The organism is Stenotrophomonas ginsengisoli (assembly GCF_001431485.1).
GTDB classification, from domain to species: Bacteria; Pseudomonadota; Gammaproteobacteria; order Xanthomonadales; family Xanthomonadaceae; genus Stenotrophomonas; species Stenotrophomonas ginsengisoli.
Window position 1 is genome coordinate 1 of sequence record NZ_LDJM01000021.1, and the last position, 23928, is coordinate 23928.

At 66.9% G+C, this 23928-nt stretch carries 21 protein-coding genes; 11 read left to right on the plus strand and 10 right to left on the minus strand.

Annotated features, from left to right (window positions below; all coding sequences use genetic code 11):
* Positions 1–1262, plus strand: a 1262-nt coding sequence (locus ABB30_RS08485) for a DUF4013 domain-containing protein (RefSeq protein WP_057637875.1), incomplete at its 5' end; no start/stop codon positions are given.
* 73 nt (positions 1263–1335) lie between these two features.
* Positions 1336–1839, plus strand: coding sequence for a transcription elongation factor GreB (greB, locus tag ABB30_RS08490; protein ID WP_057637876.1), 504 nt, complete (start codon positions 1336–1338; stop codon positions 1837–1839).
* Between the two features lie 9 nt (positions 1840–1848).
* Here the strand turns inward: greB and ABB30_RS08495 are convergent, their stop codons facing one another.
* Both ABB30_RS08495 and rimO read right to left on the minus strand, forming a co-directional pair.
* Positions 1849–2673, minus strand: coding sequence for a DUF3025 domain-containing protein (locus ABB30_RS08495; RefSeq protein ID WP_057637877.1), 825 nt, complete (start codon positions 2671–2673; stop codon positions 1849–1851).
* Positions 2674–2809: 136 nt separating this feature from the next.
* Entirely contained in the window at positions 2810–4177 is a 1368-nt protein-coding gene (rimO, locus tag ABB30_RS08500; protein ID WP_057637878.1) for a 30S ribosomal protein S12 methylthiotransferase RimO, read from the minus strand.
* A 161-nt stretch (positions 4178–4338) separates the two neighbouring features.
* Between rimO and ABB30_RS08505 the strand changes: the two genes are divergently transcribed.
* From ABB30_RS08505 to ABB30_RS16620, 3 genes are read left to right on the plus strand one after another with little or no spacing between them, the layout of a single operon-like run.
* The gene (locus ABB30_RS08505) at positions 4339–5001 is read left to right on the plus strand and encodes a dienelactone hydrolase family protein (RefSeq protein WP_057637879.1); all 663 of its coding nucleotides are present in this window, start codon (positions 4339–4341) and stop codon (positions 4999–5001) included.
* Complete coding sequence (locus tag ABB30_RS08510; RefSeq protein ID WP_057637880.1) at positions 4998–5426, plus strand: HIT domain-containing protein; 429 nt, start codon at positions 4998–5000, stop codon at positions 5424–5426. The genes ABB30_RS08505 and ABB30_RS08510 overlap by 4 nt, the downstream gene beginning before the upstream one ends.
* A gap of 33 nt (positions 5427–5459) precedes the next feature.
* A complete protein-coding gene (locus tag ABB30_RS16620; protein WP_169788484.1) occupies positions 5460–5624 on the plus strand; it encodes a LiaI-LiaF-like domain-containing protein in 165 nt (54 codons plus the stop codon).
* A 65-nt stretch (positions 5625–5689) separates the two neighbouring features.
* Here the strand turns inward: ABB30_RS16620 and dcd are convergent, their stop codons facing one another.
* Entirely contained in the window at positions 5690–6259 is a 570-nt protein-coding gene (gene dcd, locus ABB30_RS08515) for a dCTP deaminase (RefSeq protein WP_057637881.1), read from the minus strand.
* A 145-nt stretch (positions 6260–6404) separates the two neighbouring features.
* Between dcd and ABB30_RS08520 the strand changes: the two genes are divergently transcribed.
* Together ABB30_RS08520 and ABB30_RS08525 are read left to right on the plus strand one after the other, a co-directional pair.
* Positions 6405–8468: an alpha/beta hydrolase family protein gene (locus ABB30_RS08520; RefSeq protein ID WP_245626463.1), complete on the plus strand. Its 2064-nt coding sequence runs from the start codon at positions 6405–6407 to the stop codon at positions 8466–8468.
* 132 nt (positions 8469–8600) lie between these two features.
* Positions 8601–11453, plus strand: coding sequence for a TonB-dependent receptor plug domain-containing protein (locus tag ABB30_RS08525; protein WP_057637882.1), 2853 nt, complete (start codon positions 8601–8603; stop codon positions 11451–11453).
* 159 nt (positions 11454–11612) lie between these two features.
* Here the strand turns inward: ABB30_RS08525 and apbC are convergent, their stop codons facing one another.
* Positions 11613–12470, minus strand: coding sequence for an iron-sulfur cluster carrier protein ApbC (gene apbC, locus ABB30_RS08530; RefSeq protein WP_245626464.1), 858 nt, complete (start codon positions 12468–12470; stop codon positions 11613–11615).
* Positions 12471–12636: 166 nt separating this feature from the next.
* Here apbC and ABB30_RS08535 point away from each other — a divergent pair, with 166 nt between their 5' ends.
* Together ABB30_RS08535 and ABB30_RS08540 are read left to right on the plus strand one after the other, a co-directional pair.
* A complete protein-coding gene (locus tag ABB30_RS08535; RefSeq protein ID WP_057637883.1) occupies positions 12637–14772 on the plus strand; it encodes a M13 family metallopeptidase in 2136 nt (711 codons plus the stop codon).
* A gap of 144 nt (positions 14773–14916) precedes the next feature.
* Entirely contained in the window at positions 14917–16929 is a 2013-nt protein-coding gene (locus tag ABB30_RS08540) for a M13-type metalloendopeptidase (protein WP_057637884.1), read from the plus strand.
* Between the two features lie 75 nt (positions 16930–17004).
* Here ABB30_RS08540 and ABB30_RS08545 read toward each other — a convergent pair whose 3' ends face one another.
* The 6 genes from ABB30_RS08545 to ABB30_RS08570 all read right to left on the minus strand — a co-directional run bounded on the left by ABB30_RS08545 (position 17005) and on the right by ABB30_RS08570 (position 22436).
* Positions 17005–17673 (minus strand): rhomboid family intramembrane serine protease, encoded by a 669-nt coding sequence (locus tag ABB30_RS08545; protein WP_152980652.1) that lies wholly within the window; start codon positions 17671–17673, stop codon positions 17005–17007.
* Positions 17674–17701: 28 nt separating this feature from the next.
* On the minus strand, positions 17702–18112 hold the full coding sequence (locus ABB30_RS08550; RefSeq protein WP_425477389.1) for an MGMT family protein: 411 nt from the start codon (positions 18110–18112) through the stop codon (positions 17702–17704).
* The gene (locus tag ABB30_RS08555) at positions 18040–18984 is read right to left on the minus strand and encodes a DMT family transporter (protein WP_245626465.1); all 945 of its coding nucleotides are present in this window, start codon (positions 18982–18984) and stop codon (positions 18040–18042) included. Before ABB30_RS08555 ends, ABB30_RS08550 begins: the two co-directional genes overlap by 73 nt.
* A gap of 76 nt (positions 18985–19060) precedes the next feature.
* Positions 19061–20416 carry a glutathione-disulfide reductase gene (locus ABB30_RS08560; RefSeq protein WP_057637887.1) on the minus strand — a complete coding sequence of 452 codons (1356 nt, stop codon included), beginning with the start codon at positions 20414–20416 and terminating at the stop codon, positions 19061–19063.
* A gap of 191 nt (positions 20417–20607) precedes the next feature.
* A complete protein-coding gene (locus ABB30_RS08565; RefSeq protein WP_083489772.1) occupies positions 20608–21846 on the minus strand; it encodes a DUF418 domain-containing protein in 1239 nt (412 codons plus the stop codon).
* 107 nt (positions 21847–21953) lie between these two features.
* A complete protein-coding gene (locus ABB30_RS08570; RefSeq protein WP_057637889.1) occupies positions 21954–22436 on the minus strand; it encodes an FKBP-type peptidyl-prolyl cis-trans isomerase in 483 nt (160 codons plus the stop codon).
* A 118-nt stretch (positions 22437–22554) separates the two neighbouring features.
* Between ABB30_RS08570 and ABB30_RS08575 the strand changes: the two genes are divergently transcribed.
* Both ABB30_RS08575 and ABB30_RS08580 read left to right on the plus strand, forming a co-directional pair.
* The gene (locus ABB30_RS08575) at positions 22555–23061 is read left to right on the plus strand and encodes a C40 family peptidase (RefSeq protein ID WP_245626466.1); all 507 of its coding nucleotides are present in this window, start codon (positions 22555–22557) and stop codon (positions 23059–23061) included.
* A 98-nt stretch (positions 23062–23159) separates the two neighbouring features.
* Positions 23160–23915, plus strand: coding sequence for a C40 family peptidase (locus tag ABB30_RS08580; RefSeq protein WP_152980653.1), 756 nt, complete (start codon positions 23160–23162; stop codon positions 23913–23915).
* Positions 23916–23928 lie beyond the last annotated feature (13 nt).

A 23928-nucleotide genomic window follows, 5' to 3' on the forward strand; every position in this document is an offset into this window, starting at 1 on the left:
GCCCTGCCACCCGGCGCGAACTGCCGTTCTGGGAACAGCTGCCGCAGGTACTGCTGTACCCATTGCACGCCTCGGTGCTGTTGGCCAGCGCCGCCTTGAGTCTGTTCTCGGTACTGGCCTCCCTGCCCGGGCTGGTCGGCACGATCATGCTCTGCATCACCTGGCTGGCCACCTACGGCTACGGCTTCGAGATCCTGCGCCGCAGCGCGCACGGCAACCCGGCCCCGCCCGAGCAGCTGGGTGAATTGTTCGATGGCGGCGTACTGCGCCTGGTGGCCCTGATGGTCCTGTGCCTGGCCGCGGTGATCTGCGGCACGGTGCTGTTCGGTGCGTGGGCGATGCTGGGCCTGACCGCCCTGCTGTTCGTACTGCACCCGGTGTGGCTGATCTCGCTGGCCCTGGATGGCAGCCTGCGCCAGGCACTGAACCCGGCCACCGCCATATTCACCCTGCAACGCATTGCCGGCCCTTACGCCGTATCGCTGCTGTTGATCGGCGTGCTGCAGTTCGCTGCTCTGCTCCTGTATGCCCTGGCCCACCGCGGCCTGCCCGGGGTGCTGGCCTGGCCGCTGTCCACCTTCGGTTACGCCATGGCGCTGGCAGCCAGCTTCCGCCTGCTCGGGGTGATGGTGCACAGCCACCGCCACGAACTGGGTTTCCAGGCCGATGGCGCTCCTTCAGAAGAACGCCTGCCCAGCCCCACCGAACGCGCCGACCAGGCGCTGCTGACCAAGGTCGACGGGCTGCTGCAGGAGGGCCGCCGCGACAGCGCACGCCAGTTGCTGCAGCAAAGCGTGCGCAGCAGCCCGGCCGGCGATGCCGTGCACGAACAATTGCAGGCACTGCTGGCCGATCAACCGCTGGCCGAGCGACAGGCCCATACCGGGCAGTGGCTGCTGCACCTGCTGCAGTCCGGGCAGAGCCTACGCGCCTTGGGCCTGTGGCGTGCGGCACTGGCCGAGGACGCCCACTTCTGCCCGACCCTGACCAGCACGGCCGAACAGCTGGTGCAGCTGGCCAGCGAACGCAACCAACGCCAACTGGCACACGACGGCCTGCGCGCCCTGTTGCACCAGCACCGGCAAGCGCCCGGTGCGGCCGGCTGGGCATTGCAGGCGGCGCTGCTGACCTGCGACCTGCACGGCGACGTGGCCGCCGCCCGCCAGCTCATCGCCCAGGGCCTGGGCAGCCAGCCCAGCGCCGAGCTCGAGCGGCGCCTGCACGCTGCGCTGGCCACCCTGCCCGCCGATACCCCGGCCTGAGCCAACGGCAGCATGGCCGGCCTGCACCGGCAACGGCTATCCTTGCCACCCCGTCGTTACACATGCCTGTCCCATGAGCCGTTGGCGCCCACCGGGCGAGAAAAGCACTGCCCTGATCACCCGTACCGGCCACGACCGGCTGAAGGCCGAGCTGGACGAGCTGTGGCGCGTGCGCCGCCCGGAGGTGGTCAAGGCCCTGGCCGATGCTGCCGCCGAAGGCGACCGCTCGGAGAACGCCGAGTACACCTACCGCAAGAAGCAGCTGGGCGAGATCGACCGCCGCGTGCGCTACCTGTCCAAGCGGCTGGAAGTGCTGCGCGTGGTCGAAGGTGCGCCCAGTGACCCGGAAGCGGTGTTCTTCGGTGCCAGCGTGGTGCTGGAGCGCATTGATGACGGCAGCGAGCTGACCTACCGCATCGTCGGCCCGGACGAGACCGATGCGCCGACCGGCTACATCTCCATCGATTCGCCACTGGCCCGCGCCCTGCTCAAAAAACGCGTTGACGATGAGTTCGAGGTGGACCTGCCCGGTGGCCGCACCGGCTTTGTGATCGTGGACGTGGCCTACGAAGGCTGAGCCCGGGCTTCAGCCCGGCACCTGCAACGGGGACGGATAGGCCCGCCCCTCGCGCAGTGGGCGGAAGTAATCGGCATCACGGTAGAAGGCGGCATCCTGCGCCGCCTGCCAGCCGGCAATGCCGGCCAGCGGCAGCGGCCGTAGTTCGCTGGCCGCCTGCAGCACGCGCGCGCCGGCGATTGCACCGGCCACGTGGGCGATCGCGGCTGCATCGTCCTCACCGACCACCACCAGGGCCTTGCCGACCAAGCGGCGGCCCGGCAGCAGGCACTGCTCCAGCAGGGCATGGCCGAAGCTGGCGACCACGGCGATGTCGCCGCGCTGCCAGGCCGGTGCCTGGTCGACAAACAGGGCCTGCCAGTGGTGCGCATCCCAGGCGGCCAGCAGCGCCGGATCGCGCACCCGCACCACCAGGCCGCTTTCGTCGAACTGGGTCAGTGCCTGCTGGGCAGCATTGCGGGTCTTGTTGCCGACCTCGGCAATGGCCGCGCACTGGCGCCCGTTCAAGGCCCGCTTGATCGCCGGGTAACGGGCCCAGGCCAGGGCATTGAAAAAGTCGTGCCAGTTCTGCGCCCGGGTGGCGATGCGCCCGGCGGCAATGCGCTGCTCGTAGTGCAGGCCATCGGCCAGCAGTGCCGCGTCCTGGGCCACAAAACATGCGCCGGCCACCGGCGCGGCGGCATTGAGTGCGGCCATGTCCGGCCAGTGTGGTGCCCGGATCAGATCCGCCCAGGCAGCGAACGGGGCCAGCAGCGGGTGATCGAAACACGCCGCCTGCACCTGCCCGCGCAGCGGTGGCACGAAGCGCCGGGATGCACTGCCTTGCCCGCTCATGCCCTGCGGCCTTGTGCCGCCATCACGCGTACACCGCCTGCGCGCGCCCGGCCGCTGCCGGCCCACGCCACTGCCCTGCCAACGCAACAGGGCGGCACATGGCCGCCCTGTCGCTTCAGCCGGACGTCGCCCTGGCTCACAGCACCTTGAGGTTGAACGCCGGGCCGGTGGGCTCTTCAGCGGCAATGGCATCACCGAACAGGTCATGCTCATCGCAGTCGGTGATTTCCACATCCACGAACTGGCCCACACGCAGGCCGGCTTGCTCACCGTTCTGGATATGCACCAGGCCGTCGATTTCCGGCGCATCGGCCTTGGAACGGGCCACGGCAATGCCGTCCTCGATCACATCGACCAGGCACTGCTGCACAGTCCCGACCTTGGCTTCCAGCTTGGCAGCGGAGATTTCGGCCTGCACTTCCATGAAGCGGGCCAGACGCTCCTGCTTCACTTCTTCTGGCAGCTGGTCCGGCAGGGCGTTGGCGGTGGCGCCTTCCACCGGCGAATAGGCAAACGCACCGACGCGGTCCAGCTGGGCGGTCTTCAAGAAGCCCAGCAGGTCCTCGAACTCGGCCTCGGTCTCGCCCGGGAAGCCGACGATGAAGGTCGAGCGCACGGTGATGTCCGGGCAGATCTGCCGCCAGCGCAGCACCCGCTCCAGGGTCTTGTCCACCGCGCCCGGGCGCTTCATCAGCTTGAGGATGCGCGGGGAGGCGTGCTGGAACGGGATGTCCAGGTAGGGCAGGATCTTGCCTTCGGCCATCAGCGGGACCACGTCGTCCACGTGCGGGTACGGGTAGACGTAGTGCAGGCGGGTCCAGGCATCCAGCTCACCCAGGCCCTCGCACAGGGCCTTCATGCGGGTGGCGTATTCCTTGCCACGCCAGGTGCCCGGGGCGTACTTGCGGTCCACGCCATAGGCCGAAGTGTCCTGGGAGACCACCAGCAGCTCGCGCACGCCGCCCTTGACCAGGCGCTCGGCCTCGCGCAGCACCTCGTCCACCGGGCGGCTCATCAGGTCGCCACGCATGGAGGGAATGATGCAGAAGCTGCAGCGGTGGTTGCAGCCCTCGGAAATCTTCAGGTAAGCGTAGTGACGCGGGGTCAGCTTGATGCCGTAATCGGGCACCAGGTCGATGAAGGGATCGTGCTTGGGCGGGATGGCCGCATGCACCGCTTCCATCACCGTGGTGTAGTCCTGCGGGCCGGACACCGACAGCACGTTGGGATAGTGCTCGCGGATCATCTCCGACTTCTTGCCCAGGCAGCCGGTGACGATGACCTTGCCGTTCTCGTTCATCGCCTCGCCGATGGCGTCCAGCGATTCGGCCACGGCCGACTCGATGAAGCCACAGGTATTGACCACCACCACGTCGGCCGAATCGTAGGACGGGACGATGTTGTACCCCTCTACCCGCAACTGGGTGAGGATGCGTTCGGAATCGACGAGGGCCTTCGGGCAGCCGAGGCTGACAAAGCCCACCTTGGGGTTGGTCTTGGACATGGGACTCAAGCAATCGGGGCGCCGCCACCGGGATGGCGCGGGCGCAAACGGCACATTATAGCCGCCTGCGCCTGAGCATCCGCCCACCATACTTTCCACACCTGCAAGCGAGGGGCCGGCCTGCTAATGTCAACACCAGTTCTTCACATAGGCCGCCCCCCATGTCCCGATGGATCGAACTTTCCACCCCGCACGGCGTTGTACATGCCTGGGAACAGCTGCCACTGGGCACCCCGCGCGGCGCCCTGGTCATCATCCAGGAGATCTACGGCGTCAACGCGCACATGCGCGCGGTCTGTACCCGCGCCTCGATGGCCGGCTACGCGGTGCTGGCCCCGGCTTTCTTCGACCTGGTCAGCGCCCCGGGCACCGAGCTGGACTACAGCCCCGATGACACCGTGCGCGGCAAGGCCCTGGTCGATGAGCTGGGCCTGGAACGCGCCCTGGACGTGGTGGACAGCGCCGCGACCTACCTGCGCAAGTACGGCAAGGTCGGCACCTCTGGCTATTGCTGGGGCGGCACCGTAGCCATGCTCGCCGCGCAGCGCCTGGGCCTGCCTTCGGCCAGCTATTACGGCGCCCGCAACGCGCCCCTGCTCGATGCCCCGTTCAAGGCCCCGTGCATCTTCCACTTCGGCCTGCTCGATGCCTCCATCCCGGCCGACGTCGTTGCACTGCATCGTGAAAAGCAGCCGGCGATGCCTGTATACGTGTATCCAGCCGACCATGCCTTCAACCGCGAGGTGGGCCGCAACTACCATGCCCCCAGCGCCGACCTGGCGCGGGACCGCACCCTGGCCTTCTTCAGCGAGAAACTGAAATGACCGATACCGCAACCGTGGATTGTGATTTCCAGCTTGATGCGCGACTGCTTGCCGACAGTGTGTTCGTTATCGATGGTCCGTTGTCCCAGATCCGCCTGATCAATGACACCCGCTTCCCGTGGCTGGTGCTGGTGCCGCGCATTGCCGGCCTGACCGAGCTGCCCGAGCTGGATGACGCGCAGCAGCAGCTGCTGCTGCGCGAACTCAACCGCGCCGGCCGGGCCATCCGCCAGGAACCCAAGGTGCACAAGGTCAACATCGGCGCGCTGGGCAACATCGTGCGCCAGCTGCACATCCATGTGGTCGGCCGGCACGAGGAAGACGCCGCCTGGCCGGGCCCGGTATGGGGCTCGGGCGCGGCCGAGCGATTCACCCCTGAAGCCCTGGCCGAACGTGTCGCCCACTGGCGTTCGCGGCTAGGATAAGCACCTGTCCTCCAACGAGCTGCCGCCATCACCATGGGTTCGAATCTGTTTGCCGCCGTCGTCCTGATCCTGGTCGGCCTGTTTTTCCTGGCCCGCAACCTGGGCTGGATCGATGGCAACCTCGGCGCCATCCTGGCCACCTGGTGGCCGACCATCCTGGTGGCCTGCGGTATCGGCATGCTGTTCAAGCGCAAGTAAACCGCGCTGCGAACAGACACAAAAAGGGCGCCATCCGGCGCCCTTTTTCGTTGATCCTGCCCGCATCAGGTCCGCGGCAGGGTCACCCCGGTCTGCCCCTGGTACTTGCCGCCGCGGTCGGCATAGGAGGTGGCGCAGACCTCGTCGGACTGGAAGAACAGCATCTGCGCCACGCCTTCATTGGCATAGATGCGCGCCGGCAACGGCGTGGTGTTGGAGAACTCCAGGGTCACATGACCCTCCCACTCCGGCTCCAGCGGGGTCACGTTGACGATGATGCCGCAGCGGGCATAGGTGCTCTTGCCCAGGCACACCACCAGCACGTCGCGCGGGATCTTGAAGTACTCCACGGTGCGCGCCAGGGCGAAGCTGTTGGGCGGAATGATGCACTCATCGCCGACCACATCGACAAAGCTGCCCGGGTCAAAGCGCTTGGGGTCCACGATGGTCGAGTTGATGTTGGTGAACACCTTGAACTCGTTGGAGCAGCGCACGTCATAGCCGTAGGACGAGGTGCCGTAACTGACGATGCGGTTGCCGTCACTGCCGTGCTTGACCTGGCCCGGCTCGAACGGATTGATCATGCCGTGCTGCTCGGACATCCGGCGGATCCAGTGGTCACTCTTGATGCTCATGGGGCTCCTGAAGCGGTGGCCGGCGGGCGCCGGATCAGCGCTGATTCTGACAGGCCAGCCCCGGCCTGCACCAGCTGCTGGCGGTGTTGAAAATGATCAGTTTCTGTTAGCTTTCGCCCAGCAATACATGAACAGAGCATTAAAAATGATCAATCTGCGCCATTCCACCATGACCAGCAAGGCTCCTCGGGCCTTGGCACTGGCCCTCGCCCTCACCCTGGGCACCACCTTCGCTGCCGGCTCGGCCGTCGCCGGGCCGATCCCGGCAGAGCAACTGGCGCGCCTGCCCGCCATCCAGTCGGTGTCCATGAGCTCGGATGGCAAGACCCTGGTGGCCCTGATCGCCGCCCCGGGCGATGCCAGTGGGCAGAACACCGCCCTGGCCAGCTGGAGCATGGACCGCCTGGAAGCCGGCCCGACCCGGATCACCCCGTCGGCCGACCGCATGAAATTCATTGCAGCCAATGCCCTGAAGGGTGACCACATCCTGGCCATTGCGCGCCAGGAATGGACCGGAGCCCTGGGCGGCTGTGGTGAAGGCAACTCCACCGGCTCGACCAAGACCTTCATCAGCAAGGCCTACCTGACCAACCTGGAACACAGCCAGTTCGACGAGGCGTTTGCCAGCAACAAGCGCACCACCGGCGTCAGCGAGGCCACCTTGCGTTGCCTGGAGCTGGCCGGCACGGCATCGCTGGCCAACGCACTGCCGCTGGATCCGGAGCACGTGATCATCTCGCGCCTGGATCCGACCTCTTTCAGCTCCAACTACCTGCGCTACAACCTGCGTACCGGCAACAGCGAACTGCTGTTCAGTGGCGGTGGCCGTTCCTCGCCCGGCCTGTTCCATCCGCGCAGCGGCGACCTGCTGACCCGTTCGCAGATCGAGCCGGTTGGCGGCTCGGAATACGAAGTGCAGGTCCTGATCCGTGATGCCAACGGCCAGTTCGTGGTGCACAAGCCGCTGAGCACCCGTCTGACCGAACGCTATACCGTCAGCGTCGAGGGCATCGACGATGCGACCGGCAACTTCTACGTCATTACCGATCAGTTCTCCGAGCACGCGCAGCTGCGCCTGTACGACCCCAAGGCACAGCAGTACCTGCCGGACGTACTGGCCGCCCATCCGGAGTTCGACATCGCTGATGTTGTCTTCGGACAGCACGAAAGTGACTTCAACCAGGTGCTTGGCTTCCGCGTCAACGGCCCACAGGTCAGCACGGTCTATACCGATACCACCATGGAGCAGCTGCAGGCCGCACTGCAGGGCAGTTTTGCCGGCAAGGACATCAACATCATCGATTACAACGATGACAAGAGCCGCGTCCTGTTCCGCGTCAGCGCCCATGACACCCCGCCCAGCTACCACGTACTGGCCGATCGTCGTCGCCTGATTGCCCTGGGCGCTGAGCTTCCCGATCTGGACACCAGCAGCATTGGCGAACAGCGCTGGGTCACCTACCCTGCGCGCGACGGCAAGCAGATCCCGGCCATCCTCGACCTGCCGGCCGGCTGGAGCGCCGACAAGGGCCCGCTGCCGACCATCATCCATCCGCATGGCGGCCCCTGGGCGCGTGACTACACCGGCTGGGATCGTTCGGGCTGGGTGCCGTTCCTGACCTCGCGTGGTTATGCCGTACTGCGCCCGCAGTACCGCGGTTCGGCCGGGCTTGGCCGTGACCTGTGGATGGCCGGTGACAACCAGTGGGGCCTGGCCATGCAGGATGACAAGGACGACGGCGCCAAGTGGCTGGTCGAGCAGAAGATCGCCGATGCCGACCGCATCGCCATCTTCGGCTACTCCTATGGTGGCTTTGCCGCAGCGGCGGCCGCTGTGCGTTCGCCCTCCCCGTACCAGTGCGCGATTTCCGGCGCTCCGGTCACCGATCTGGGCCGGTTGGGCACCAGCTGGAGCGACAACCGCCTGCAGCGGATCCTGCAGGGCCGCACGGTCAAGGGCATGGATCCGATGCTCAACACCGACAAGGCCGTGCTGCCGACCCTGCTGTACGTGGGCGACCGTGACGTACGCACACCGGCCTTCCATGCCCGCGGTTTCTACAACGCGATCAAGGGCAAGGTGCCGGCGAAGTTCGAGCTGATTGCCGACATGCCGCACAGCATGCCGTGGTACCCGCGCCATGCGCAGCAGACCCTGACCCTGATGGAATCCTTCCTGCGTGACGAGTGCGGGCCCGGCGGCTTGTAACGCCAAACCTGAATGCAGTGACGACAGAACCAGCGAACGCTGCACAAAAAAATGTGATGTTAATGTTGCGTTTACGTTAAGCCTGCACATACACTCAATTAACTCAGCTGTAACAGATTCACGGAGAGACACATGAAGAAAACAAATTCCCGCTTCGGTCGCCTGCCGCTGACCGTTGCCGTCGTCGCCGCCCTGCAGGCTACCGCTGGCCTGGCCATGGCCCAGGAAGCCCCGGCCCAGCCGGCCCCGAAGGCCGGCGCGACCGATCTGGACCGCATCCAGGTCACCGGCTCGCTGATCCGTCGCCCGGATTACGAGACCACCTCGCCGGTGTTCACCATCGAAACCGAAGCCAACCAGGCCCAGGGCCAGGTCAACGTCGGCGAGTTCCTGCAGAAGTCGGCCATCGGCGCTGCCGAAACCCAGATCAACCACCAGTTCGGCGGCTTCGTCGTCGACGGCGGCACCGGCGTGCAGACCTTCTCGCTGCGCGGCCTGGGTGCCAACCGCACCCTGGTCCTGCTGGACGGCCAGCGCCCGGGCCCGGCCGGTACCCGTGGTGCCGTCGGCGCGTTCGACCTGAACGTCATCCCGACCGCCATCCTGCAGCGTGCTGAAATCGTCAAGGACGGTTCGTCCTCGATCTACGGCTCCGACGCTGTGGCCGGCGTGGTCAACCTGATCACCAAGAAGAACTTCGACCGTCCGGAACTGACCGTGACCTCGCGTATCCCGCAGCACGGCGGCGGCGAAGTGTTCTCGGCCTCGCTGGCCAATGGCTGGAACTTCGACAACGGCTCGATCGTCGCCGCTGCCGAGTGGTACCGCCACAATGAACTGACCCGCGGCGAGCGCGACTTCCTGGCCTGTGCTGAAGATCTGGCCATGGACGAGAACGGCAACCGCATTGATCGCGTGGACAACTCGATCAATGCCGGCACCTCGCTGGCCGGCTGCAACAACATGCTGCACAACGTGATCGACCAATACGGCAGCACCGTGCGTTACGTGCCGACCCGCGATGGCAGCACCGTTGGTCCGTTCGCCGGCTATGCCCCGCGCCAGAACACCACCTATGCCAACAGCGCCCAGGCCTCCTATCAGGATCCGCTGAACTTTGCCGACTACGGCAATGCGCACATCATCAACCGTCAGGAGCGCAAGTCGGCCTATATCGCCGCTGACTTCGGCTTCGGTGACGTGAACTGGAAGGCCCAGGCCCTGTTCAACCGCCGCGAGACCGAAAACTTCTCCTGGCGCCAGTTCTTCCCGATCGTGGCCGCCCCGGCCGGCGCCGGTTTTGCCTACGCCAACCCGGTGATGCCGTTCCACTCCAAGTCGGCCGTGCAGGTTGACTACATCTATGTCGCCAACAAGCTGGATGGCCTGTTCTCGGGCAGCGACAGCTGGGGCTGGCAGGTCAATGCCAACTACAGCCGTTCCAGCGGCGACTACAGCAGCCTGGGCATCAACAATGCCCTGACCGGCGACCTGAGCCGTCCGGGCGCTGGCACCACCCCGGCTGCCAACTACTTCGACCCGGGCTACCTGAGTGGCGCCAAGGTTGATGAGCTGGTCAGCATTCTGGGTCAGTGGGACCACGGCAAGACCACCTACGACCAGGGCATCGTCAACGCCATCTTCAGTGGTGAGCTGTTCCAGCTGCCGGCCGGCCCGGTGGGCAGCGCCGTCGGCCTGGAATACCGCACTTACGAGATCGACGACCAGCCGGGCGAACTGTCGCGCAACGGCCAGCTGTGGGGCTCCTCCAGTGCCAACGTGACCAAGGGTGACGACAAGGTCAAGGAAGCCTTCGTCGAGCTGGACTTCCCGCTGATCAAGGGCGTGACCGGCATCGAATCGCTGAGCGTCAATGCCTCCGGTCGGGTGTTCGAATACGACACCGTTGACGGCTCGGACAACGTCTGGAAGCTGGGCATGAACTGGCAGGTCAACTCTGCCCTGCGCGTGCGCGGCACCATCGGCACCTCCTACCGTGCCCCGGGCCTGTACGAGCTGTACCTGGGCAACCAGACCGGCTTCCTGGGCCAGACCGCGATCGACCCGTGCATCCGCTGGGACGAAAGCAGCAACGACCAGCTGCGCGCCAACTGCGCCGCCGTCGGCATCCCGGGTGACTACGCTGGTGTTGGCAGCAGCGCCACCGTGTTCACCAGCGGCGGTGCCGGCCAGTTGCAGCCGGAAACCTCCAAGGCCAAGAGCGCCGGCATCGTCTTCACCCCGGCCTTTGCCAACCTGAGCATCGCCCTGGATTACTTCGACTACCAGGTCAATGGCCAGATTGCCTCGCTGGGTGCCGGTGACATCGTCAGCGGCTGCTACGGTGCCGCCAACTTCCCGAACACCTTCTGCAGCCTGCTGGTCCGTAACCCGGCCACCGGCGCTGATGCTCACAGCATCCGCGAGGTGTATGCCCAGTACGTCAACATCAACAAGCAGCGTACCCGCGGCTGGGACATGACCCTGAACTGGGATCATGAGTTCAGCTACGGCAAGTTCGGCCTGGAAACCCAGGTCACCTACACCCTGGAAGACGTCAGCCAGCTGTTTGACAGTGCAGAAGCCAGCGGCCTGTCCGATTCGGACCAGCTGAACTACGTCGGCCGTCCGGACCTGGTGGCCAACCTGGCGCTGAACTTCAAGCGTGGCGACTGGACCTGGAACTGGCTGACCAGCTACATCGGCGAGACCAGCAACACCGACATCACCGATACCTTCACCTATCAGGGCCGTCCGAACTCGCGTCGTGACATCACCGCTGATGCGCGCTTCTACCACACCGCCTCGTTCTCCTACGACCAGCCGGATTGGCAGATCCTGGTCGGTGTGTCCAACGTGTTCGACACCAAGCCGGCTCTGATGACCACCGGTGCCGCAACCCGCTACGGCAACATGCCGGCGTTCGCTACCCAGTACGACCTGTATGGCCGTACCCCGTACGTGCGCCTGAAGTACAAGTTCTGATCGCCCGCGATCCGAGCTGAAGCAACACACAAAGGGCGGCCATTGGCCGCCCTTTGTCATTTGGCTGTGCCGATGAAACCATTGCGCGGGCCGTTATTGCCGGCATGAAAAAGGCGACCGTGGCGGTCGCCTTGTCCTGTGCGGTCGGCAGGGTGGCCCTCAGCTGATCAACGTATTCAACGCGATCTGCGCACGCGGCAGGCCACCGAGCTGCGTCATCAACGCCTTGGCCACTGCCGCATAAGCCTGGCTGACGGTACCGTCAGGCTGGGCGGCGACGATCGGCGTACCGGCATCGGCCTGTTCGCGGATGGCCACATCCAACGGCAGCGAGCCCAGCAGCGGCACGTTGTAGCGCTGCGCCATGGCCTGGCCACCACCACTGCCGAAGATGTGCTCGGCATGGCCGCAGCTGCTGCACACATGCACGGCCATGTTTTCCACCAGGCCGAGCACCGGAATCTTGACCTTCTCGAACATGGCGATGGCCTTGCGCGCATCCAGGGTGGCCACTTCCTGCGGGGTGGTCACCACCACCGCACCAGCCACCGGAATCTTCTGCGACAGGGTCAGCTGGATGTCACCGGTGCCCGGCGGCAGGTCGATCAGCAGCACATCCAGATCATCCCAGAGGGTGTCGTTGAAGAACTGGGTCAGGGCCTGGGTAGCCATCGGGCCACGCCAGATCATCGGGGAATCGTCCTCGATCAGGTAGCCGATGGACATGGTGTCCACACCCAGCGCGCGCATCGGGACGATCTTCTTGTCATCCGTGCTTTCCGGGCGGCCGGACAGGCCCAGCATCAGCGGCACGCTGGGGCCATACACATCGGCATCCAGTACGCCCACACGCACGCCCATCTGCTGCAGGGCCAGGGCCAGGTTGACCGTGGTGGTGGATTTGCCCACCCCGCCCTTGCCCGAGCCGACAGCAATGACATTGGCGATGCGCGGATGCGGCTTCAGGCCGGCCTGGACGACGCGTGAGGATGGCGGGGTAAGGGTCTGGGCAACCACGGCAACTCGATCGGTAATCAAACAGGTGCCTATGGTACAGCCCGGCAGCTGAGCGCAAGGGTCAAGCGCCATGGACTGCATGGCCCGCGTGACCTGGAGCCAGGCCACGGGCATGACCTCCGACACCCCTGCACGTGCCCGAACCGGCGTATCGTCTGCAACAAATATGCATGCGTGGGCATGCACCAACCGGCCGGAGGCCACCGCAGTGAATACCCGTACTCCCAAGCTCCTGATCCTGTCGCTGGCCGTGGCCGGCGCCCTGGCAGCCTGCGGTGGCGACGAGCCCGCCGCCACCACCGCCGCGACCCCGGCCGCCAAGCCGACCCTGACCCTGGACGAATCCAAGCTGCCGGCCTACAACGCCTTCACCGCGGCCGACCTGGACCCGTCCATCGACGCCTGCACCGACTTCGGCGGCTACGTCAACAACAAGTGGCTAGCCGCCAACGCCATCCCGGGCGACCGCACCAGCTGGGGCGCCTTCACCATCCTGGACGAGCGCTCGGTCGCCGTGCAGCACCAGCTGGCCGAACAGGCAGCGGCCATGAGCAATGCCACCGGCATCGAGAAGATCGTCGGTGACCTGTGGGCCACCGGCATGGACGAGGCCGCGGTCAATGCCGCCGGCATCACCCCGCTGAGCGCCGACCTGGCCGCCATCGACGCCCTGAGCGACGGCAAGTCCGTTGCCGCCTGGTTGCGCGACAACGCCGCCAAGGGCTTCAACCCGCTGTTCGGCTTCGGTGCCGAGGCCGACTTCACCGATTCGGCCAACAACATCGCCTACGCCATGCAGGGCGGCCTGGGCCTGCCGGACACCACCTACTACACCGATGCGGCCAAGAAGGACAAGCTGGACGCCTACCAGGCCCACGTGGCCCGCGTGCTGACCCTGTCCGGCGTGGATGCAGCCTCTGCCAACGAGCAGGCAGCCAAGGTCGTGGCCTTTGAAACCCGCCTGGCCAAGGCCTCCAAGTCCAGCGTGGAACTGAGCCGCGACGTGTCGCTGTTCTACAACCCGGTCAGCCTGGCCGATGCCGACAAGCTGACCCCGAACTTCAGCTGGACCGAGTTCTTCGCCTCCCAGGGCGTGGCCGCCCCGGCCAAGTTCTCCCTGGCCATCCCCTCCTTCCATCAGGAAGTCAGCGCTGCCCTGGGCGATACCGACATCGGTACCTGGCAGGCCTACCTGCGCTTCCACACCGTGGATGGCGCCTCGCCGTTCCTGAGCAGCGATTTCGTCGCCGCCAACTACGAGTTCTACGGCAAGACCCTCAACGGCCAGGCCGAGCAGACCCCGCGCTGGAAGAAGGTGCTGGGCACCATTGAATCCGGTGCCGGCGAAGCCCTGGGCCAGATGTACGTGCAGGTGGCCTTCCCGGCCGAATCCAAGGCCAAGATGGAAACCCTGGTGGCCAACCTGTCCACCGCACTGAAGGGCCGCATCGAGAACCTGGCCTGGATGAGCGCGCAGACCAAGGCCAAGGCCCTGGCCAAGCTGGCCACCTTCACCCCGAAGATCGGCTACCCGGACAAGTGGCGTGACCTGTCCGGCCTGGCCACCAGCCGCGACGGCTACCTGGCCAACGTGCGCGCCGCCAACACCTTCAACTACCGCTTCAACCTGTCCAAGATCGGCAAGCCGGTGGACAAGAGCGAGTGGGGCATGACCCCGCAGACGGTCAACGCCTACTACAACCCGTTGGCCAACGAGATCGTGTTCCCGGCCGCGATCCTGCAGCCGCCGTTCTTCGATCCCAATGCCGATGACGCCCTGAACTACGGCGGCATCGGCGCGGTGATCGGCCACGAGATGACCCACGGTTTCGATGACCAGGGCAGCCGCTTCGGGCCGACCGGCAACATGGAGAACTGGTGGACCGATGCCGACTCCAAGGGCTTTGCCGGCCTGACCGGCAAGCTGGTCAACCAGTTCAACCAGTACACCGTGGGCGACCAGCACGTGAACGGCTCGCTGACCCTGGGCGAGAACATCGCCGACCTCGGCGGCCTGGCCACGGCCTACGACGCCTACAAGGCGGCCACCGCCGGCCAGGAAGTGGCACCGATTGACGGCATGAGCGGCGACCAGCGCTTCTTCGCCAACTGGGCCACCGTGTGGCGCACCAAGTACACCCCGGAAAACGCCAAGGTGCGCCTGGCCACCGACCCGCACGCGCCGGCCCAGTTCCGTGCTTCCGGTGCCCCGTCCAACCTGCCGGCCTTTGCCGCCGCCTTCCAGTGCAAGGCCGGCAGCGCAATGAGCCGCCAGGGCGATGACCACATCGTGATCTGGTAAGCCGCCCAAGGCAGCGCACTGCCGATGGACAGCAAGGGCCCGGTGGCAACACCGGGCCCTTGCCGTTGCCGGACCCTGGCAAGGGCAATGACAGCCGCGGCGCTGTTGCTACACTCAGCGCTTCCTTGCCAAGCCGGGCTGCCCATGATCGTCAACCGTCCGCTCGTTGTTGCCATCACCTTCTGCCTGGGCCTGAGTGGCCTGGCCGCCAGCACCGATGCCGAGGCCCAGCGTCGCCGCGCGGCGCGGGCGCCGGCCGTGCCGCCGGCCTGCACCGATTTCTATGCCACCAGCAATGCCGACTGGCTGAGCGCCAACCCGGTGCCGGCCACCGGTGCGGTCAGCGCCCTGGGCCAGCTGGTGGGCAATGCCAACACCCAGCAAAAAGCCCTGCTCGATGCCGCTGCCCTGCAGCCGGCCAACAACGTGCAGAAGCTGCTCGGTGATTTCTGGGCCTCCGGCCTGGATGAAGCGGCGGTGGAGGCCGATGGTTCCAATCCGATCGCTCCGCTGCTGACCCGCATCAATGCGCTGGGCCGCAACCGCGACCTGCCGGCCACCATCGCCGCCCTGCACCAGGTCGGCATCCCGGTGGCCTTCAACTTCGGCGCCGATGTCGACCTGAAGGCGCTGGACCGCCACCTGGGTTACTTCATGCAGGGCGGCACCGGCCTGCCCGACCCGGCCTTCTATACCCGCAACGATGCCGACATCCAGACCGTACGCAGCCGTTACCGCGACTACATCAAGCAGATCCTGGCCCTGACCGGCACCCCGGCAGGCCGCCTGGAAGCCGAAGCCAACGCGGTGCTGGCCATGGAAACCGCCCTGGCCACCCCGTCCCAGGCCCTGGCCCAGATCAACAACCCGTTCAACAACTACGCGCCGGTGCCGGTGGCCGGGCTGGACCGGCAGTACCGCAACCTGCGCCTGGGCGACTTCCTCAAGGCCCAGGGGGTCACCGCCGAGCAGGTCTCGCTGGCCGAGCCGGCGGTGTTTGCCGCGCTCGACGGGCTGGTCAAGAACCGCCCGGTGGCCGACTGGAAGGCCTACCTGCGCTGGCGCGTGGGTGATGCCATGGCCCCGTACCTGTCGCGTACCTACCGCGAGGCCGAATTCGAGTTCCGTGGCCGCCTGCTGCGTGGCCAGACCATCGCCCCGGCGCGCTGGGAGCATGTGCTGGAGGCGGTCAACCTGGCCGCCGGGCCGATGCTCGGCCGCGAGTACACCGCCACCCACCTGACCAGTGCCGACCGCCGCCAGGCCGGGTTGATCATCGACAAGCTGCGCGATGCGCAGATCGCCGCCCTGGTGCGCAACCCCAACCTGAGTGAATCAGCCAAGAGCGAAGCACGGGCCAAGCTGGAGGCGATGAAGATCGAGATCGGCGCGCCGCAGCGCGACCTGGACTACAGCGTGCAGCCGATGGGCCGCGGCAGCTTCGGCGGCAACATGCTGATCGCCTCGACCTGGCGTCACCGCGAGGAAATGAAGCGCATCGGCCAGGCCAATGCCGACCGCCGCTGGGACGTGCTGCCGCAGCAGCCGGCCCTGGCCTATGACATCGCGCAGAACCGCCTGATCGCCACCGCGGCGGTCCTGCAACCGCCGGTGTTCGACCCGGCGGCCAGCACCGCGGCCAAGTTCGGCAGTTTCGGCGCCCTGGTCGGCCACGAACTGACCCGCGCCATCGACAACAAGGGCGCCCTGATCGATGCCCGTGGCGAACTGCGCAGCTGGTGGACGCCCGCCGACCAGACCGCCTGGAACCTGCTGGCCGAGCGTCTGGGCAACCAGTTGTCCGGCCTGGCCTATCCGGGCGTGCGCGATGCCAAGGTGCATCCGGCCAACGTGCGCGAATCGGCGATGGCCGACCTGTCCGGGCTGAGCCTGGCCTGGCAGACCTGGCAGGGGATCGAACCGGAAGCGGACAAGAGCCAGGCCCAGGCCTTCTTCACCGCCTGGGCGCGGCTGTGGCCGCAGGCCGTCTCGCCCAACGAGGCCATCGCCCGCCAGGCCGCCGAAGTGCAGCTGCCCGGCCCGGTGCGGGTCAATGCCAGCGTGGCCAACCTGCCCGCCTTTGCCCAGGCCTTCGGCTGCAGTGCCGGCCAGCCGATGCAGCTGCCCGACACCGAGCAGGTGCAGTTCTGGCCGTAACAACGCCCGGGCACACACAGACAAAAGGCGCCGCAAGGCGCCTTTTGTCATTGGTCTGCGAGCGTGCGCTCAGGGTTACTTGATCACCCGCAGGTGGTCGCGCTTGCCGCCGCCACTGCCACCACCACCGCGGCGGCCACCGCCGTTGCGCCAGTGCCGGATCAGCAGCCAACCGGTGATCATGCCGCCGAGGTGGGCAAAATGGGCCACACCCGGCTGCAGCCCGGTCATGCCCAGGAACAGCGCACCGACACCGAACAGGATCACGAAGGTGCGCGCCTTCATCGGGATCGGCGGGAACAGCAGCATCACCCGCTGGTTGGGGAACAACATGCCGTAGCCCAGCAGCAGCGCATACACCGCACCGGAGGCGCCGATCACCGAGGCCTGGCTGCCGGTCAGGGCGGCCAGGAGCAACTGGCAGATGCCCGCACCGACGATGGCCACCAGGAAGTAGGTGGCAAACCGGCGCTCGCCCCAGACCGCTTCCAGCGGCGGGCCGAACATGAAAAGCGCCAGCATGTTGAAAAACAGGTGCATGAAATCGCCATGCAGGAAACCGTAGCTCAGCAGCTGCCACGGCATGAAGGTGCCGGTGCTTTCAAACGGATTGCGCGGCTCGCTGCCCAGCGGCCACAACGCCAGGGCATCGGTCAGGCCGTCACCGAAGACCAGCTGCAGGACAAACATGGCGATATTGGCAATCAGCAGGGCCCGGGTCATCGCAGGAATACGCGACAGCATGACAACTCCACAAATCAAGGACCGCCCATCATACCGGGCCGGAGTGATCGCCCTGCCACAGCCAGGCGTCCAGCGCCCGGGCCGGCCGCCATGCCGCGCCCACCCGGTTGCCGACCACCAGTACCCCTTCAGCCTGCAGCGCACGCGTCTGCGCCAGAGCCTGCTCGCTGCCGGCGGCAAAGGCGATGCGGCCATCGGCACGCAGCACCCGGTGCCATGGCAGGCTGCCGCCACTGCCGGCCAGCAGCCGGGCCACCTGACGCGCATGCCCGGGCAGGCCGGCCAGCGCCGCCACCTGCGCATACGAGCGCACCTGGCCGGCGGGAATGGCCGCAATCACCGCGACGATACGTCCGGCCGCGTCCATCAGCGCCGCCCCGCACCACGGCCGAGCAACAGCACCCCGGCCAGCACCAGCAAGGTGCCGATGCTTTGCCACAGGCCCATCGGCTCGCCCAGCAGCCACACGCTGAGCACGATGGTGGAGACCGGGCCGAGCATGGAGACCTGGGCAGCCAGGGCCGGGCCGATGTGCTTGACCCCGATCATGATCGCCAGCACCGGCAGCACCGTGCACAGCGTGCCGTTGACCAGCGACAGGGTGTAGACCGGCGCAGCGAAACCGAGCAGGTCACCGGCCGGGCGGGTCAGCAGGTACTGGCCCACGCACAGCACACTGGCAATGCCGCTGGCATAGGCGGTCAGGCGCAGGGCACCGATGCGCGCCACCACCTGGCCGCTGCCGAACAGGTAGATGGCATAGCTCAGTGCCCCGGCAAACACCAGGCCACTGCCGATCACGGTGGCGCGGCCGTCAAAAGCGATGTCATGGCCGAAGGCCAGCAACACCCCGCCGTAGCTCACCAGCAGCGCCAGCAACTGGCTGCGGCTGGGGCGCTGGCCCAGTACGACCAGGGCAATCAGCATCACCAGGGTCGGGCTCAAATACAGGATCAGCCGCTCCAGGGTGGCGCTGATGTAGGCCAGGCCGAGGAAATCCAGATAGCTGGACAGGTAATAGCCACTGAAGCCCAGCCCGGCCACCTGCAGCCACTGCCGCCAGTCCAGACGCTGGTGGGAACGGCGCGTCGCCCACAGGCCCATCAACACAAAGAACGGAAACGCCACCAGCATGCGCAAGGCCAGCAGCGACATCGCATCAATGCCGTGACGGTAGGCCAGCTTGACGATGATCGCCTTGCCCGAGGCCGCCACCGCCCCGATCGCCGCCAGGGCCAGGCCGGACAGGGCCAGACGGCGGGCCGTGGGGGCAGGATCAATACGCAGTGCGCGTGGAGGGACAGTACTCACATCGACAGGATCGGCCAGGACAACCGGCATTATCGGCCGCCTGCCCGGGTCCCGGGCAGGGGCCTGCCATACCTGCTTACTTGGCCAGCACCACTTCCTCGGCGGCGGTGGGATGGATGGGCACGGTGCGCTGGAAATCGGCCCAGCGCGCGCCGCACTGCAGGGCCACGGCAAAGCCCTGCAGCATCTCGTCACTGCCCTCGCCCAGCAGGTGCACGCCCACCACCCGTTGCTCCGGGCCGGTGCATACCACCTTGAACAGGTGGCGCTGCTGGCCACCGCCGGCGCCTTCTTCCAGCGAGCGGAAATTGGCCCGGTACACCTGCACCTGGCCAAAGCGCTCGCGTGCCGTGGCTTCGTCCAGGCCGACCTTGCCCAGCGGCGGGTGCGAGAACACCACACTGGGTACCAGTTCGGCATTGATCGCCGGGCCGGCCCCGGGGCCGAACAGCGCATCGGCCAGACGCCGCCCCTGGGCCACGGCCAACGGGGTCAGGGCCAGCTGGCCGCTGGCATCGCCGACCGCCCAGATGCCTTTGGCACTGGTGGCCAGGCTGGCCGGGTCGGTGCGGATGAAACCACGCTCATCCAGCGCCACCCCGGCCTGCTCCAGGCCCAGGCCATCGGTGTTGGCGCGGCGCCCGGTGGCCGCCACCACGGTATCGAACAGGCCATCGGGCAGGCCGTCACCACGCAGCTGCAAGGCCCCCGGCTGGCCGTGCAGACCCTGCAGGCGGGCGCCGAAATGCAGCTGCACGCCGTGGGCGGCCATCGACGCGGCCAAGTGCTCGGCCAGCTCGTGGTCAAAGCCATCCAGCAGCCCCTTGCCGCGCACCAGCAGGTGTACCTGGCTGCCCAGCGCATTGAGCAGGCCGGCCAGCTCGACGGCGATATAACCACCACCGATGATCGCCACCCGTTGCGGGCGCTGTTGCCAGGCGAACACATCATCGGAGGAGTGCAGCCACTGGCTGCCGGGAAACTGCGGCAGATGCGGCCGTGCACCGGGGGCAAGGATGATCTGCGCCGCCTGCAACTGGCCGCCGTCATCGGTGGCGATGCGTCCCTCACCAAGCAGGCGCCCCCGCAAGGGCAGCACCTGCAGCCCGGGCAGGCCATCAAAAGTGCGTTGGTAACTGGCATGGATACGCGCGATATAGGCCTGCCGCGCGGCCACCAGCCGGCCCCAGTCCAGCGCCACCGTTTCAGGCAGGTCCAGCCCGAGGGCACGGGCACGCGGCAGGTGGCCGGCCAGCTGCGCTGCTTCCCACATCACCTTCTTCGGCACGCAACCGGCATTGACGCAGGTACCGCCGATGGCGCCCGGCTCGAGCAGGGTCACCCTGGCCCCATGGCGGGCGGCGCGGATCGCGCTGGCCAGCCCGCCGGAACCACCGCCGATGACCACCAGATCGGTTTGTTGATCACTCATGCAAAACACTCCTGGCAACAAGGCAGGCGTGCCATGGCCCGGGGCGAGGCCAGATCACCGCGCGCAACCACCCGGGCACAGGCAACACCTGCATGGGGCCAGCATGCCATGGCTGGCGTCAGCCACGCTGCATGCAGCTGCGGCCGGCACGGTGTTGCACGCACGCGCTACCGCTTTGGCCGCACAACGCTTCAACGACGGCGCAAGGCGCTGACGCGGCCGTAGGTGGCCGCACGCCACAGCCATTCCACCGGCCCTTGTGTGAAACAGCGCAGCCAGCAGCGGGCCAGCAGCACCTGCACGGCGAACAGCGCCAGCACAAACAGCAGTTGCCCGCTGCGACCAAGCTGGCCGAAGTAGCCCAGGCCATAACCGTAAAACACCAGGGTGCAGACCAGCGACTGCCCCAGATAGGTGCTCAGGGCCATCTGCCCGGCCGGCTGCAGCCAACGCAGCCGGTGTTGCCAGCGCAGGCCCCAGGCCAGCCAGCCCAGGCCCATCAGGCTACCGCCGAGCAGCTTGAGCAGCTGGGCGTGGATATGCGTCATGCCCAGTTCCCACGGCGGGTTGTACGGCGAGCTGTGCCAGGCCCACAGGTTGAGCAGCAGGCCGGCCGGCCACGCCGCCCAGCGCAACCAGGCCCAGGTCCGGGCATGACCGGCCGGATCGGCCAGGGCCCCGGTGCCGACCAGCCCGGCACCGATCAGGAACAGGCCGAGCAGCTGCCCACCGATCACCAGCAGGTTCTGCAGGCTGGCGGCCACATCGGCCGCACGCTGCTGCACCGCCTGCCAGTAACTGCCATGGCCATAGGCCTGGACCTGCGCCTGCACCTGGGCCTGGACCTGCTCGTGCACACTGCGCAGCACCTCGCTGTCCGGGTTGGCCGCGATCAGGCTCATCAGCAGCCCCATCAGCAGCAAGGCCATTGCCGCGCAGCCGATGCCCAGCGCGCCGGCCCAGCCCAGCCAGCGCCTGGGCAGGACATCAAAGGCCGGCAACAGCAGGCCGAGCAAGGCATACATCAGCAGGATGTCACCGGACCACACCAGCACCCCGTGGAGCAGGCCGATAACCAGCAGGCAGGCCATGCGCCGCAGGTGGATCCGGGTGAAACCGGCCCCACGCGCGCGCAGACGCTGGCCCATCAGGGCAAAGCCGATGCCGAACAGCAGCGAGAACAGCGGGAAGAAGCTGCCCTGCACCACCACATAGATAAAGGTGTCGATCCAGCGGTCCCAGCCGGTCTGTTGTGGCTCGATCCCGGCACCGGACAGCCACAACGGGCCATTGAAGCCCTCGATGTTCATCAACAGGATGCCCAGCAGGGCAAAGCCACGCACCGCATCCAGGCCAGGCAGACGATCGGTCTGCGGGCCGGCCGGCAATGGCGGCGACAACGGGGGAGGCAACGGCGGGCTGGAAGACATCGGGGCACTGGCTCCTTTTGGGGCGATCCATACGCAAACGACCCGCCGGAGCGGGTCGTCTGCATCATGCACTCAAACCACCACAAACGGCGGTCTGTACATGCTCATCAGTGCTGGTGGCCGCCGGCACCGTGCACGTGGCCGTGCGCGATTTCTTCTTCGCTGGCCTCGCGCACTTCCACGATCTCCACGTCGAAGTGCAGGTCCTTGCCGGCCATCGGGTGGTTCAGGTCGACGTCGACCACGCTCATGCCGACCTTGACTACGGTCACGGCGCGCGGGCCGAAGTTGGTCTGCAGCACGACCTGCTGGCCAGCGGCGACCTTGGCGGTGCCGAAATGCTTCTTCGGCACGCGCTGGGTCAGGCCCTCACGGCGTTCGCCGTAGGCTTCGGCCGCCGGCACGTCGGCGCTGATCGACTCACCAGCTTCCTTGTCCATCATGGCCTTTTCCAGGCCCGGGATGATGTTGTTGTGGCCGATCAGGATCGCCATCGGCTCGCCGCGGTCCTTGGACGACTCGATCGGCTCCTGGCCGACTTCGGACACGGTGTAGTGGAAGCGGACAACGCGGTCTTTTTCGATCTTCATGACAAAACTCGGGTTGGGCTGCTGGGCAGCCGGTAAGCGCGGCTTGATCTGCCGCCGGGGTTGCCGACATCATGACCGGCAACGACAGGGCAACCATTATCCGGACTCCATGCCTTACATGCCAGTTTCCGCCCGACTCGCCTGCACCACCCTGCTCGCACTGGGCCTGGTGGCCTGCAGCAGCCGCCCGCCGGTGGCCGACCGCCCCAGCGCCGGCCCCGCCGCGCAACCGGTGCGGGGCGGTGATCCCTTCCAGGCCACCTCGGTCACCATCCGCGCCCTGGGCCTGGTCGGCACCCCCTACCGCTACGGCGGCAACACCCCGGACAGTGGCTTTGACTGCTCCGGCCTGGTCACCTATGTGTTTGCCGACATGCTCGACCTGCGCCTGCCGCGCACCTCGCGCGAGCTGGCCCGGGTGCAGGGGCCGAAGATCGCCCCGGAGCGCCTGAGCAGTGGCGACCTGGTGTTCTTCGGCAGCGGCGCCGATGTCTGGCATGTGGGCATCTATGTCGGTGAAGGGCGTTTTGTGCACGCGCCCAGCAGCGGCGGCACGGTGCGCCTGGACGCCTTGAGCAACCCGTATTGGCAACGCCATTACAGCGGCGCAAAGCGGGTTTTGTGACGAGCTCGTCAACTTTTAACCATTTTTTAACGAAAAACCTACGTTTCCCATCAAAAAGTGCGGCACTATCGGCCTCAATCTTTTTTTGTGACCGCCGCGTGACGACTGAACGACTGCCCCAAGCAGCGCCAAAGCGCTCCCCGCTGCGCCTGACCGCCCTGCTCACACTGACGCTGGCTGCACTGCCCGCCCTGGCCCAGGCCACCCCACAAAACGATACCGCCACCACCCCGGCTGCCGAAGCTGCGCCGGCACCGGCCTTGCCGGCCAGCCCGGTCAGCGGCGCCCGCGCCCGCGCCGATGCCGCCGCCACCGCCACCCTGGCCGCCCTGTTGCCGCATCTGGCCGCCAGCGACACCATCCCGTTGATGGACCGCTCGGCCATGTTTGCCGGCGACCTGGGCCGCCTGATGGCCGCCTACGATGCCGGCCAGGGCGCCCCGCTGGGCGCCGAGGGCGAGGCCGGCAACAGCAAGAGCCAGTCCCTGCTCAGCCGCGCCATGTCCCTGCTCGGCACCCCCTACCGTTGGGGTGGCAGCAGCCCGGAAGGCGGTTTTGACTGCTCCGGCCTGGTCAGCTACGTGTTCCGTACCGCCCTGGGCATCGAACTGCCGCGCGTCTCGCGTGAAATGGCCAGCATCACCAATGGCCAGGCGATCGAGCGCAGCGCCCTGAGCGTGGGCGACCTGGTGTTCTTCGGCCGCAACGGCAAGCGCGTGGACCATGTCGGCATCTATGTCGGCGAGGGCCGCTTCCTGCATGCCCCCAGCCGCGGCAAGGATGTGCGGGTGGACACCCTGGCCAGCGGTTACTGGAGCGGCAAGTTCCTGTCCGCGCGCCGGGTCGAGATGTAAGCATCACGCCCCC